The 13,124-nt window shown below is 43.7% G+C and carries 13 protein-coding genes; 8 read left to right on the forward strand and 5 right to left on the reverse strand.

Annotation, left to right across the window (positions count from 1 at the left end; translation table 11 throughout):
• Nucleotides 1–234: 234 nt before the first annotated feature.
• Complete coding sequence (locus QFZ80_RS34185; protein ID WP_307563148.1) at nt 235–789, reverse strand: DUF3231 family protein; 555 nt, start codon at nt 787–789, stop codon at nt 235–237.
• A gap of 263 nt (nt 790–1,052) precedes the next feature.
• Here QFZ80_RS34185 and QFZ80_RS34190 point away from each other — a divergent pair, with 263 nt between their 5' ends.
• From QFZ80_RS34190 to QFZ80_RS34215, 6 genes are all read left to right on the forward strand, one after another.
• Nucleotides 1,053–2,366 (forward strand): ATP-binding protein, encoded by a 1,314-nt coding sequence (locus QFZ80_RS34190; protein WP_307563150.1) that lies wholly within the window; start codon nt 1,053–1,055, stop codon nt 2,364–2,366.
• The gene (locus QFZ80_RS34195; protein ID WP_307563151.1) at nt 2,341–3,234 is read left to right on the forward strand and encodes a response regulator; all 894 of its coding nucleotides are present in this window, start codon (nt 2,341–2,343) and stop codon (nt 3,232–3,234) included. Before QFZ80_RS34190 ends, QFZ80_RS34195 begins: the two co-directional genes overlap by 26 nt.
• Before the next feature lie 288 nt (nt 3,235–3,522).
• Nucleotides 3,523–4,329 (forward strand): transporter substrate-binding domain-containing protein, encoded by an 807-nt coding sequence (locus QFZ80_RS34200; RefSeq protein WP_307550922.1) that lies wholly within the window; start codon nt 3,523–3,525, stop codon nt 4,327–4,329.
• A 95-nt stretch (nt 4,330–4,424) separates the two neighbouring features.
• The gene (locus tag QFZ80_RS34205; RefSeq protein WP_307563153.1) at nt 4,425–5,081 is read left to right on the forward strand and encodes an amino acid ABC transporter permease; all 657 of its coding nucleotides are present in this window, start codon (nt 4,425–4,427) and stop codon (nt 5,079–5,081) included.
• On the forward strand, nt 5,078–5,800 hold the full coding sequence (locus tag QFZ80_RS34210; protein ID WP_307550919.1) for an amino acid ABC transporter ATP-binding protein: 723 nt from the start codon (nt 5,078–5,080) through the stop codon (nt 5,798–5,800). The genes QFZ80_RS34205 and QFZ80_RS34210 overlap by 4 nt, the downstream gene beginning before the upstream one ends.
• Before the next feature lie 124 nt (nt 5,801–5,924).
• A complete protein-coding gene (locus QFZ80_RS34215; protein WP_307550918.1) occupies nt 5,925–6,914 on the forward strand; it encodes an asparaginase in 990 nt (329 codons plus the stop codon).
• A 30-nt stretch (nt 6,915–6,944) separates the two neighbouring features.
• Here QFZ80_RS34215 and QFZ80_RS34220 read toward each other — a convergent pair whose 3' ends face one another.
• The 4 genes from QFZ80_RS34220 to QFZ80_RS34235 form a co-directional block, all read right to left on the reverse strand.
• Nucleotides 6,945–7,454, reverse strand: coding sequence for a DinB family protein (locus tag QFZ80_RS34220; protein ID WP_307563155.1), 510 nt, complete (start codon nt 7,452–7,454; stop codon nt 6,945–6,947).
• 4 nt (nt 7,455–7,458) lie between these two features.
• Nucleotides 7,459–7,854: a VOC family protein gene (locus tag QFZ80_RS34225; RefSeq protein WP_307563157.1), complete on the reverse strand. Its 396-nt coding sequence runs from the start codon at nt 7,852–7,854 to the stop codon at nt 7,459–7,461.
• Between the two features lie 62 nt (nt 7,855–7,916).
• Nucleotides 7,917–8,891, reverse strand: a complete 975-nt coding sequence (locus QFZ80_RS34230; protein WP_307563159.1) for a helix-turn-helix transcriptional regulator — start codon at nt 8,889–8,891, stop codon at nt 7,917–7,919.
• A gap of 119 nt (nt 8,892–9,010) precedes the next feature.
• A complete protein-coding gene (locus QFZ80_RS34235) occupies nt 9,011–10,762 on the reverse strand; it encodes a sigma-54-dependent Fis family transcriptional regulator (protein WP_307555843.1) in 1,752 nt (583 codons plus the stop codon).
• Between the two features lie 239 nt (nt 10,763–11,001).
• Between QFZ80_RS34235 and adh the strand changes: the two genes are divergently transcribed.
• On the forward strand, nt 11,002–12,522 hold the full coding sequence (adh, locus tag QFZ80_RS34240) for an aldehyde dehydrogenase (protein WP_307563161.1): 1,521 nt from the start codon (nt 11,002–11,004) through the stop codon (nt 12,520–12,522).
• 12 nt (nt 12,523–12,534) lie between these two features.
• Complete coding sequence (locus tag QFZ80_RS34245) at nt 12,535–12,900, forward strand: DUF779 domain-containing protein (protein WP_307437019.1); 366 nt, start codon at nt 12,535–12,537, stop codon at nt 12,898–12,900.
• The last annotated feature ends 224 nt before the right edge of the window (nt 12,901–13,124 follow it).

A 13,124-nucleotide genomic window follows, 5' to 3' on the forward strand; every position in this document is an offset into this window, starting at 1 on the left:
CCTCCTGTTGTTTAGTTGAAATCAGACTATCCTTAAATCAGATATTTCCTCTCCGATCAAAAAAGCCGTAGTAATTATATAAACATAATAGCGGGAATTGAAACAGGCGGGATGTATGCGGGTGTGGTGATTGGGAAATTCATTCTCATAGATGTAGATTGACGAAACGGAGTTCAGATTTTTTAAAAGGGGCTTTCCTGAGAGTTTGAGACTTAAAGGTGGCCCCATAAAGGTTTATGTTGATGATTGCTGGGAGCCAGGTGGAATGAAAAACGGCGGCATTTTAATCCACCCGCGTTGTATCATTAATTGTTTTAATTTTGACCCCAACATGACTTTTTCTGCTTGGAATTGAAGAAACATTATACCGAAATCGGTTCGAATCGATTCTGCATTGGCACCTGCGGCACGGAGAATCAAACTAACGATTTTAAAAGATAATTCGTTGACAAGCACTTCATCCGTCAATTTAACACCAAGCGGAATACTGTTAGAATCCGAGTGAGGCATATTTTCATGAGCAGGCGGTAAAGTAATACCTTCCTTAAGCATGAAATCATAGAGGCGATCCCGTTGACTATGATTGAGTTCCAAATCTTCCTTAAGCATGGCTTTCAGATCCTCATCATTCGTGGTATTTATACCTGCTTGAACAGTTACTTTGGCTATTTCAAGGCCCGCCAAGTAAATCCAACAAGCCATCACCTCTCCTACATGAAGTGGTTGGGGTTTTTCTTCATCTGTCAAAGATTTAATTGTAGTAATTGCTGCTTCCAATATGCCGACCATTATGATTCCTCCCTACATTGTCATTTATTTGCATATTGTTTACTTGGCCATCTTTTTTATTCATACTAAAAGTGTGCCAAGGAGAGACTGATATGCAAACATTTAGCCGTTTCATATTTGCGTGTAAGGTGAACCTTATCATAAATGACGGCTAAGCTTTTATTCAAATGATGGATCATGTATGTTAGTATAAAGCGTTAGAAATTTATTTAGTTCATGGGTAGCGGATAAAGTCTGACCCCCCAAGTAGGTGTGATCGAGAGATGCAGAATTTAGTCAAAAACGAAAGATTGCAAATGATCGTAATCGCTATTGCAACGGCCACTGGCGCACAATTCAAGATAAATCCCTTTAGCAACGATTATTTCCGCATTGGTCTGGGAGTTAGTATCTTTTTGTTCTTTTTATTACTTATGCCGCATCTACCCTATGTGAAAACGGGTCTCCTAACGGGGATCGTTAGCATGATCGTTCAGTCTGGAGATTGGATCACTCACGTGCAATCATTTACGATCTTGGAGAGCTTACAGAATAATGCAGCAGCCGGTTGTTATTATGTTGTATTTGCATTTGGAATGAGCAAGCTTCGAAAAAGATTGACTGAATTTCACCCCCTCATGTTAGGTGGATATATAACATTAATTGACTTCGTTTCTAATGAAACGGAGCTCTTATTACGTGGGGTTTTCCTCGGAACGTATACCTTTTATTTTAAAGAATGGTTCCTTATAATGGTCATAGCCGTAGTACGCAGTTATTTTGTAATCGGTTTGTACAACAGCATTGTTATTAGTCAGATGCGTTTGCTCCACGCTGAGCAGGAAAAACGGATGGAGCAGATGCTGAACATCAACTCTGGTTTGTATGGAGAAGCCTTTTATTTGAAAAAAGCCATGGATACCATAGAGGGGATTACCGCGGATAGCTATGACCTCTATAGGAAATTGAATGAAGATAACCTCAAAGGCTATAGTCAGCGTACGTTAGGAATTGCCCAACAAATCCATGAAGTAAAGAAGGATTCCCAACGTATTTTGGCAGGATTATTGAAATTATTCGATAGTGAAGTTGTTGTTCATATGAGTCTTTCGGAGATCATGCACTTTGTTGTAAAAGGAAATCAAGAATATAGCGAAATGTTAAGGAAAAAGGTTATCATTGAAAAAGAACTGGCATTTAATCTGAACACGTCGCACTATGTGCCTTTGCTGACGATCATAAATAACTTAGTTGCCAATGCGGTAGAAGCTATAGAGAAAAATGGAACCATACATATTCGGGTCTTTGAAAAAGAAGACGACGTATATTTTAACGTCATAGATTCCGGAAAAGGAATTCCTGATCATAAAAAGGAACTCATTTTCGAACCTGGTTACACGACAAAATACACTGAAGAAGGGATAGCAGCAACCGGGATCGGTCTTTCTCATGTGCGCGATATTGTTCATTCCTTTGGAGGAAGTATTGCCGTAGCATCATCGGAGAAAGCAAGTGGTACTCAGTTTGTTGTTCGTCTCCCAATTACAAGTCTAATTAAAGAGGGTAGAGTCGATGGCACTTTCAATTATGATCGTTGATGATGATGTCGTTTGCAGAAGTATGCTGCAAGATATTATTGATGAATGCGGCATTGGCGAGGTTATGGGGACGGCGGAAGGTGGAATTGAGGGGGCTCGAATGATCCTTAAATCGAAGCCCGATGTCGTGTTGATTGATTTATTGATGCCTGATCAGGATGGTATTGAGACCATCACGCAATTGAAAAACAGTGGGTATGACGGAAAATTTATTATGATTTCACAAATTGAAAATAAGGACATGGTAGGGGAAGCTTATCAAAAAGGAATCGAGTTCTTCATCCATAAGCCGATTAATCGCGTGGAAGTAGAGCACGTATTGAGCAAAGTCAATGAGCAGTGGAAATATGAGCGGTATGTTTCTGAGATCAAGCAATCTTTAGCAAAATTAGATATCGCTGGACCGTCCTCTCCCCGTATAGAACGAAAAGTTCGTGATGTGGTGAAGGCTATTCTAATGGATTTGGGAATCATCGGTGAGATTGGCAGTAAAGACATTATAGCTTTAATGGAGAATGCCATCGAACATAGAGAGGCAACTAGTTTCCCTCCTTTAAAAGAATTGTATGAGTCTGTCGCCAACACCTATAAACAAGGCCAGAAAGATATTGAGAAAGAAAGTAAGGCGATTGAACAACGCATTCGACGGACGATCATGGCTGCATTAAATAATATGGCTTCCATTGGTTTAACCGATTATAGTAATCCTAAGTTCGAGTATTACGCGCCGCTGTACTTTGATTTCCAGGATATTCGGATGAGGATGAAAGTCATGGACGAAGAACTGCAGCCCGATAAAGGAAAAGTAAACATTAAAAAATTTTTACAAGTTTTTTATATGGAGATACTAGAAAAATTAAATAATTGAGTAAGGAATTCAACCTCTCAAGTCTGGAGATAGTATGGACTGAAGGTTTGGATTCCTTTTTTTATTTCACTGTGATATATCATCACATGAAATAGATACCAATACGAAATGTAATCGGATACAATTTTTTCAAGTAAAATTAATCGTCTCGCATGTAAACTTTATTTTCATGTCGTGTAATTGTTTTTGTAGGATTCTGTATGTTGCTGTAGAGCAGGAGGTAGTATGAATTTACAAACAGATCGAATCATTCGATCTCAAATTTAATAGAGGAAAAGGGGTTCTTACATGAAAAAAGGTTTATCAGTAGTACTTGGAACGGTTATAGCTTTAACACTTAGTGCTTGTGGAAATGGTGCAACTACGGATAATAAGTCTACGCAGACTACCCAACCTGCACAAACAACAACAGCTAAAAAATATACGTTTGGTACAGATGCGACGTATCCCCCTTTCGAGTTTCAAAAAGATGGCAAGTACATTGGAATAGATATTGATTTAATTAACGCAATAGCTAAAGAAGAGGGATTTGAAGTTGAATTAAAACCTATGGACTTCAAAGGAATTATACCAGCTATTACATCGAAACAACTGGATGGTGCTATCGCTGGTATCAGTATTACGGACGAACGTAAACAGGTTGTTAGCCTTTCGGATCCGTATTACCAAGCTGGACTTTCGCTAATCGTTCGAGAAGATAATACAACCATCAAAACTCCCGAAGACTTGAAGGGGAAAGTTATTGCTATTAAGAAAGGTACTTCCGGAGCAAAACAAGCAGATGAATATGGTAAAAAATATGGCGCGACAGTTAAGTATTTCGATGATAGTCCGGCCATGTATCAAGAAGTCGCCAATAAAAATGCCGATGTAACGATTGAAGATTTTCCGGTGATCTCGTATAAAATTGCCGTTGATCCTAATTCTAAGCTGAAAATTGTTGGGGATCGTTTGAACGGCGATCACTACGGTATCGCGGTCAGAAAAGATAACGAGGAATTGTTGAAAAAAATTAATGATGGACTCAAGAAGATAAAAGCTAACGGTAAATATGATGAAATTATCAACACTTATCTGGGTAAATCCACAAAATAGATAACACAAGCGCTAACCTTTTGTCACCCAATGTTCAATGGGCTTCAGAAGGTTAGCGTCATTATGAATTCAATCAAAGGAAGGGTTGGGGTCCGGTGACTTCCTCGTTGCAGGTTATTTTAGATGCACTACCCATGTTGTTGAAAGGCGCTCTAATTACCTTTAAAATTGTTATCATCTCTTTACCGATCGCTTTTCTTATAGGTTTAATTACGGGTTTGATGAATGTTTCTTCTAGTAAAATTCTTCGGGCTATCGCTACTTCTTATGTTGATATCATTCGGGGAACACCGCTATTAGTGCAGGTCTTCTTTGAGTACTTTGGTATCCCCGCTTTCTTTGATATTCGGATACCGGCAGAGACCGCAGGTATTATTGCCATCAGTTTAAATGCGGGCGCTTATATCTCAGAGATTTTCCGAGCGGGTATTGTCTCTATTAGTAAGGGACAGACGGAAGCGGCGCGATCGTTAGGGTTAAGTAAATGGTTGACGATGCGGTTGGTTGTTTTGCCACAAGCCATTCGCCGGATGGTGCCTGCTTTTGTCAATCAATTCATTGTAAGTATTAAGGATACTTCCCTATTGTCCGTCATTGGAATTAGCGAGTTGACACAGAGCGGGGAGATTATTATCTCTGCTAACTATCGTGCTTTTGAGATATGGGGAGTCGTGGGTGTCATCTACTTTATTATCATCTATGCTTTATCCCGCTTATCTCACGTATTTGAGAGGAGGTATGCTTCCAAATGATCGTCGTACAAAACTTGAAAAAGAAATTCGGTACGAACGAAGTACTGAAAGATATTTCTACTACGATTCGAGAGAAAGAAGTGGTTTGTGTTATTGGACCCTCTGGATCAGGAAAGAGTACATTCCTACGTTGTCTGAATCTTCTTGAGGATGTAACGTCTGGAAAAGTAGTGATCGGCGATGTCGAAGTCACTTCACCTACCACGAATATCGATCAATTGCGCCAAAATGTAGGGATGGTTTTTCAGCTCTTTAACTTATTCCCTCATCTGACTGTATTGGAAAATATCATGTTGGCCCCGAAACACATTAAAAAGATAGATAAGCAGCAAAATGAACAAAAATCCATGGAACTGCTGACCAAAGTGGGCTTGGCTGGGAAGCGGGATGCATACCCTGACCAGTTGTCTGGCGGACAACAGCAGCGTGTAGCCATTGCTCGTGCGCTGGCTATGAATCCACGTGTTATGTTATTCGATGAACCAACTTCGGCCTTAGACCCCGAGATGGTAGGCGAAGTGCTGCAAGTAATGAAGGATTTAGCCCATGAGGGGATCACCATGATTGTCGTCACGCATGAAATGGGCTTCGCTCGCGAGGTGGCAGATCGTGTAATCTTCATGGATGGAGGGTATATCGTAGAAGAAGGAACGCCTTCCGAACTATTCGATTCCCCCAAACACGAACGTACCCAAGCATTTCTTAGCAAAATCCTATAGATGGATTTATAATAGGTATACAAACACACCTCTAGAAGGTCGCTCATCGTTGAACGGTCTTGATAGAGGTTTTCTACTTATTGCTCTTTTATGTAAGCGGAAACCATGCGAAAGGAACGTTTCTATGAAAAAGATACTTTTGTTAGCTACGGGTGGAACCATCGCGTCCGTCGTTGGGGAGGATGGATTGACCCCGGGGATGACGGCCGATGAACTGATAAGCTATTTGCCCGCACAAAATCACCTGTATAAGGTAGACAGTAATGTACTGATGGAAATTGACAGCACAAATATGCAGCCTGAATTTTGGGTCCGCATCGCGGAAGCCGTCCATAAGCATTATGATGATTATGATGGATTTGTTATCACGCATGGAACAGATACGATGAGTTATACGTCAGCCGCGCTTTCCTATATGCTGCAAAACTTGAGTAAGCCGGTTGTTATTACAGGTTCTCAAGTTCCAATCCACAACAATCATACAGATGCCATCCATAACATGCGTAACGCTGCCCAGTTTGCGTGTGAAGACATTGGTGGTGTATTTATTGTTTTTGATGGCAAGGTGATTAACGGGACAAGAGCTGTGAAAGTGAGAACACGCAGTTACGATGCTTTTGAAAGCATAAATCATCCTTATGTAGCTTGCTTTGATGGCGACGAAATCAAGTACACTGCGTCTGTTGTACCTATACAAAATAAAGAGATAAAGCTAGATATATCGCTCTGTCCCGATGTTTTTTTGTTAAAGCTGCATCCAGGTACGAAGCCTGAGCTTTTCGACTATCTGAAACAACACTATAGAGGTGTGATTATCGAAGGCTTTGGTTTAGGAGGGGTTCCTACCCAAGGGCGCAACCTTCTTCCGAAAATCATTGAGCTAACAGAAGCTGGAGTCGCTGTTGTCATTACGACACAATGTCTGGAAGAAGGCGGCGATTTGACGCTTTATGAAGTTGGGCGTAGAGTAGGCAGAGAACAGATTATTTCGTCGAAGGATATGAATAAAGAAGCAATTGTTCCGAAATTGATGTGGGCTTTAGGCAAGACCAATGACCTCAAAGAGGTAAAGGAAATGATGGAAATGTCGATCGCCGGTGATACCACATTGTAAAAAGCGAGTTATTTCGATAGCGGATCTTATTCACTTATTTACATCAAATAAGTAAAACACATAATCACTAGATACACCTGCATGTCCGAGTTGACGGAGCATTGAAGTGATGTTGCCGCGGTGGTAAGTGCCGTGATTAACAACGTGCTGGATAAGCTCTTCGTTGCTGGCATGCAGGACGCCATATTTCGGATTCGGAAAGTCTTTCATAGCTTGCCAATCGACATCACTATTCAAAAAGGCTCTGTAAGCCTCGGCTAGCTCCGAGAATGCGGCCTCTAGTTGTTTCAAGCTTTTCCCCTTGGTCTTTTCTTCAACAGTGACGATTAACTCTCTGGTTTGCTCATAGCTGCTTCCCTTCATGCCGGACAACCAGACAGTATCCACTCTGTAGATGTGCACAAGGCCGGCATGTATGGTTGGAAATACATCGCTCATCTCCTGCAGCAAAATCTCCTCCGGCAGTTCCTCTAAACGAGTGAAAACGCGCTTATTAGCCCATACATGATACTCGTAATTTTTGATAATTTGAGTAGACATCGGATCAATTCTCCTTTTTATTTGCTTGATAGAGTTCTATTAATGTGCCATCAGCATCCCGAAAATGGGCAAGTCGTCCATTCCATGTCGGATGATTAAATGGTTCTTTGACAAATTCGACGCCTTTTTTTGATAAACGATGGTAGGTATCATCTATATTTTCAACTTCAATATTGAGTACAAAATTCGTTGCATAGCTGCCGCTTTGCCCTAAATCTTCTCCCAGTGCTTCGCCCATTGCTTTGCGGGACAGCAGCTCGATACGAGCAGCGCCCGTGTTAAACAACGCGTACTCCATTGACTCCTCATACCAGTCAGCTTTCAATTCTAATTGATCCCTATAAAAAGCTGCGCTTTTGTGAAAATCATCAACCAAAATACGAACTTGCAATAAATTCATCTATTTTCCTCCTTAGGTTTCACCTAAGACCCATTGTAGCCCATCTTCACTGACAGAAATGGTCAGTCAAGCTGCGCCGCCGCATAATAATTGTGTGAATTTTTGGTTACCTCAATCATTTGGTTTTGGAGCAGCAGCGGTTCTTTAATGCGAAGGGTGCCCCCATAAGTCAGAAGAAAGTAGGGAAGATCAAACCGGATGTATCGCTCTTCCAGTTTAAAATGAGCTTCAAGCTGCGAACGTTCTACCAACGAATGGGCTAGAAACCAATGACCACATAGATCATCTAGTGCTTGCTCTCTTCCTGTAATTTTGACAGAGATAAGCTCATCTGGCTTATCCGAATCAGGCAGTACACCTGAAAGGATAAATTGACGCGCCGAGAAATCAGCAGGCCGTTCAAAAGTCTTCTCCGTCGTAGCCAACTTTCGAATACGATCGATACGAAAGCTTCGAATTTCTTTACGAAGATGACAATGACCTACCACATACCATTTGCTTTTCCAGCAAACAAGTCCGTAAGGATCCAAATGACGAGCTTCTGTTACAGATCCGTAGCCTTTTTGATAATCCATAAATATCGTTACGCTTTGAGCCACCGCCATTTCCACTTCTTGAAGCAGGGATACTTGCGAAGCATCAGCTTGGGGAAGAATGACGTCAAGACCTTGCTCATGTAAATGGATTTGATGGCGTTGTTCTTCATTGGTATACATTTTCAGCTTGGCGACGGCCTGACTTAATTTCTCTCCAAACGGATACCCCGCCTCCTGGGCAAAAGCGGCCGCATGAATTAACGCTTTTTGTTCATCCAGATCAAATACAAGCGGAGCTTCATTGAACTGACCGAGCAAGCTATAACCGCCATGATGCCCGGAATCGGAAATAATCGGGACTCCGCTGGCACATAAAGCATCGATGTATCGATAGACGGTTCGGATGTTTATTTCCAGCTTCTCAGCAAGCTGCTTAGCTGTTATTCGCTTCTGAGATTTGAGCAACCACAGGATAGAAAGCATATGATCTGCTTTTGACATAACCCATATTCCTTTCCTAGGAAATGCTTTCCATACGCCTCCATCATACCATTGACAGACCGATGAAAAAAACACCCAATCTCGAAGAGATAGGGCGCTAGCTTTATAAAAATATACCGTTAAAATAACGTTATGCCGTACTCCTCAATTTTACGATATAGCGTCGTTCTTCCGATTTTCAATTGTCCGGCGGCTTTGCTAAGGTTCCATTCCGAGTTTTTCAACGCCTTCTTGATCGCCGTGATTTCCGCGTCCTTCAACGTGAGTGGGTGATCTTTGCCTGGCCCTGCTTGCACAGCCTCATCGGATTCTTCGAACGATAGATGCTCAGCGTCAATCGCCTGTCCTCCAGCTAGGAAGACCGCCTGCATAAGAATGCCACTAAGCTCTCTTATATTGCCCGGCCAGCTGTAGGTTAACAGCTTTTGCTGCGCTGCTTCCGTTATAAATGGACAGGGCGAAGCGTGCTTTTGGAGTAAATGATCGGCTAATGTCAAAATATCGCTTCTCTTTCGTAATGACGGCAGCGTAATATGTATCACCTTCAATCGGTAATATAGATCAGCCCGAAATCGGCCTGCTTTAATCTCCGTGGCCAAGTCCTTATTCGTTGCAGCAATGACTCTAATGTCAATTGCTTTGCTCTTCGCGCTGCCTACCGGAGTAATCACGCCTTCCTGGAGTACTCTTAGTAAAGCAGCTTGCGCACGAAGAGGCATGTCGCCTATCTCATCTAGAAAAATAGTACCTTTGTGCGCGGCCTCGAATTTCCCGGCATTACCGTCTTTGTTCGCTCCCGTGAAAGCCCCGCGAGCGTATCCGAACAATTCACTCTCGACCAGGCTGTCCGGGATGGCGCTGCAATTCAGTGCAATGAACGGCTCTGCCGACCGTGTGCTGGCGGTATGAATGGATTGCGCGAACAATTCTTTCCCCACACCGCTTTCACCTAATAATAAGACAGGAAAATCAGTCGCTGCCGCCTTCTTGGCTAGTTCTTTCTTCTGTAAGAGGGTCGGACACGTACCGACAATATCCCTAAACGCATACAAATGCTGCTCGTTTGCCGCTTGCTTCTGAATGGAGACGGACTGCCACAGCTTCTGATGCTCATTATGAATGGTTTCGACCGAAAAGCCTTCCAACTTCGTAAACACTTTGCCAATTGCGTCACTTCCAACAATGCGGATGGCGGCATGATTAGCACGAAGGATGCGGTTATCCCGGCTTAGAGAAAGCAGCGGTAAAGGATGATTTAGTGAGGAATGCTCGAGTTCTCTGAGGGTAATGAGATGCTCCTTCTTCGACTCTTCCAGCAGAATTTTATTCTGTAGGGAATGGGCTGCCATACAGGCAAGTGTAAACGTATAGGCGTGGTAATTCTCTTGTTTGCCGCTAATATTGATGATACCGATCAGTTCGCCGATTGAATTGAAGACGGGTGCCGAGGCGCAGGTCAAGAAGTGATTGGAGTTGAAATAATGCTCTTCGGCATGCACACGCACGGCTTTTTTCTCTGCGAGGGCGACACCTATGGCATTTGTTCCTTTTCTTCTCTCTGCCCAATTTGCTCCTACTTGCAGCTGAACCGCTAACGCCCGGCGGGAGAAATCGATATCTCCAACCGTGTGAATAATGGTTCCCTCCGAATCGATAAGCAGCGCCATCTGACCGGATTGCTTGATGCCTGTGTGCATTTGCTCGAATATTTGCTCCGTATAATGTATGGTTTGCTCGTTTTGCCTTAACAGAGATTGCATGTGGCTTCCGGTTAAGATGTCGTCGTCAATGGGGTCGGTGGGCATTAAACCAAGTTCGTGACAGCGCTTCCAAGATGACGCCGCCGCTTCTGATAAAAAGTTATTTTCCACGGATAGCAAAAATAAACACCTCCATTGCAATCGGTTTCCTAATCCGATCATATCATAGTTGCTTTTATTAATGGAGAGCTGAAAGAAAGAATGTCCCAAAATGGAACACTTCCGTTGTTTCAGATCGGAACAAAAACTAGTAAGCGCTCACCATATTGCCTTATTGGACGGCATTCCATATGTTGGCACGATCCTTGCTTATATATTTAACGTATTCCATTTTAAGGAGGCTGAGCTAAATGATTTATGCACAACCTGGACAAAACGGATCAAAGGTTACGTTTAAAAAACGGTACGAAAATTTTATCGGAGGGCAGTGGACTGCGCCTATTAAGGGTCAATACTTTGATAATCCATCACCTGTAAATAACCGTGTTTTCTGCGAGGTTCCACGCTCTACTTCAGAGGATATCGAGATGGCTTTAGATGCTGCGCATGCTGCAAAGGACGCATGGGGGCGCACGTCCGTTGCGGAGCGTGCCGTCATTTTAAATAAAATTGCTGATCGGATGGAAGCGAATTTGGAAATGCTCGCGGTTGCTGAGACCTGGGATAACGGGAAGCCGGTTCGAGAAACGCTCGCGGCTGATCTGCCACTGGCGATCGATCATTTTCGCTATTTTGCAGGATGCATTCGCGCCCAGGAGGGTTCGCTCAGCCAATTGGATGACAATATGGTAGCTTACCATTTCAATGAGCCTCTTGGCGTCGTCGGTCAGATTATACCGTGGAACTTTCCATTGCTTATGGCGACATGGAAGCTTGCACCAGCACTTGCGGCCGGAAATGCGGTCGTTCTGAAGCCCGCTGAGCAAACGCCGGCATCCATACTGGTGCTGATAGAGCTCATTCAAGATTTGCTGCCGCCAGGCGTACTTAATATCGTCAATGGTTTCGGACTTGAAGCCGGTAAACCGCTTGCCTCGAGCAGCCGGATCGCGAAAATCGCCTTTACCGGCGAGACAACGACAGGCCGTTTAATTATGCAGTATGCTTCGCAAAACCTGATTCCGGTCACCTTGGAGCTGGGTGGTAAGTCACCAAACATTTTCTTTGAGGATGTGGTCGCACGTGATGACGCTTTCTTCAATAAAGCGCTCGAAGGCTTTGCAATGTTCGCCCTGAATCAAGGAGAAGTCTGCACCAGCCCGTCACGCGCATTAATTCAGGAATCGATTTATGATCAATTTATGGAAAGAGCCTTGAAGCGAGTCGCTGCCATCAAACAGGGTAACCCTCTGGATACGGAAACGATGATTGGCGCACAAGCCTCTACCGAGCAAGTTGAGAAAATTATGAGCTATATCAATATCGGTGCACAGGAAGGGGCCGAATGTCTGATCGGCGGAGATCGGGCAAAGGTAGATGGAGATATCTCCGAGGGCTACTACATTCAGCCGACAGTTCTGAAGGGGCATAACAAAATGAGAATCTTCCAAGAGGAGATTTTCGGACCGGTTCTTTCCGTTACGACGTTCAAGGATCAGGAAGAGGCGCTGGCGATCGCGAATGACACGCTCTATGGTCTTGGCTCCGGTGTTTGGACGCGCGACATGACCACGGCCTACCGGATGGGGCGCAGCATTCAAGCCGGCCGCGTATGGACGAATTGCTATCATGCGTATCCTGCCCATGCTGCCTTCGGCGGCTATAAGAGCTCGGGCATTGGCCGCGAGAATCACAAAATGATGCTCTCCCATTACCAGCAAACCAAAAATCTACTCGTCAGTTACAGCCCCGACGCACTGGGCTTCTTCTAAGAGAGCCGTACGATGACGATAGAAGTGAGCAAGGTCGTTGCTACCGATGCCGCTCTAGAGCTAATCGAAATTGTAAAGGCCAAACATGGCCCTGTCATGTTCCATCAATCTGGCGGATGCTGCGATGGCAGCTCTCCGATGTGCTACGCGCAAGGGGAGTTCCTTATCGGCGATAGCGACGTATGGCTGGGGGATATAGGCGGCGCCCCTTTCTATATGAGCAAGTCGCAATACGATTATTGGAAGAATACGATGCTCATCATCGACGTGGTGCCCGGCAGAGGTGGGATGTTCTCGCTTGAGGGGCCGGAAGGGCGACGTTTTCTGACTCGCTCGAGGATGTTCTCGGATGAGGAGCGGCGTGTGTTGGGTCTCTAAGCTTTTTTATAAGATAGGATTAATAACCCTGTTCTCTTTCCTTGACGAAGGGAACAGGTTTTTTTGTGCTGCAGGCAGCCTTTTACAAGAAAGGCTCCTCCTATATTGGCCTATGACCATGACGCAAATCGCAGAAAGGCTGCATTAGAGTTACTTTTGGCTGGAATTGTTGTATCTTTTGTAACAAGTTTAAACTTTACATTTAAATCCTAAACTTTAAAGTT

The organism is Paenibacillus sp. V4I7, from assembly GCF_030817275.1.
Lineage (GTDB): Bacteria > Bacillota > Bacilli > Paenibacillales > NBRC-103111 > Paenibacillus_E.

What these genes read in the sequence shown, in the direction of transcription:
- QFZ80_RS34185 (WP_307563148.1), bottom strand. Translation starts at nt 789, where the DNA reads ATGGTCGGCATATTGGAAGCAGCAATTACTACAATTAAATCTTTGACA.
- QFZ80_RS34220 (WP_307563155.1), bottom strand. Translation starts at nt 7,454, where the DNA reads ATGTCTACTCAAATTATCAAAAATTACGAGTATCATGTATGGGCTAAT.
- QFZ80_RS34230 (WP_307563159.1), bottom strand. Translation starts at nt 8,891, where the DNA reads ATGTCAAAAGCAGATCATATGCTTTCTATCCTGTGGTTGCTCAAATCT.
- QFZ80_RS34245 (WP_307437019.1), top strand. Translation starts at nt 12,535, where the DNA reads ATGACGATAGAAGTGAGCAAGGTCGTTGCTACCGATGCCGCTCTAGAG.
- QFZ80_RS34190 (WP_307563150.1), top strand. Translation starts at nt 1,053, where the DNA reads ATGCAGAATTTAGTCAAAAACGAAAGATTGCAAATGATCGTAATCGCT.
- QFZ80_RS34225 (WP_307563157.1), bottom strand. Translation starts at nt 7,854, where the DNA reads ATGAATTTATTGCAAGTTCGTATTTTGGTTGATGATTTTCACAAAAGC.
- QFZ80_RS34200 (WP_307550922.1), top strand. Translation starts at nt 3,523, where the DNA reads ATGAAAAAAGGTTTATCAGTAGTACTTGGAACGGTTATAGCTTTAACA.
- adh (WP_307563161.1), top strand. Translation starts at nt 11,002, where the DNA reads ATGATTTATGCACAACCTGGACAAAACGGATCAAAGGTTACGTTTAAA.
- QFZ80_RS34215 (WP_307550918.1), top strand. Translation starts at nt 5,925, where the DNA reads ATGAAAAAGATACTTTTGTTAGCTACGGGTGGAACCATCGCGTCCGTC.
- QFZ80_RS34195 (WP_307563151.1), top strand. Translation starts at nt 2,341, where the DNA reads ATGGCACTTTCAATTATGATCGTTGATGATGATGTCGTTTGCAGAAGT.
- QFZ80_RS34210 (WP_307550919.1), top strand. Translation starts at nt 5,078, where the DNA reads ATGATCGTCGTACAAAACTTGAAAAAGAAATTCGGTACGAACGAAGTA.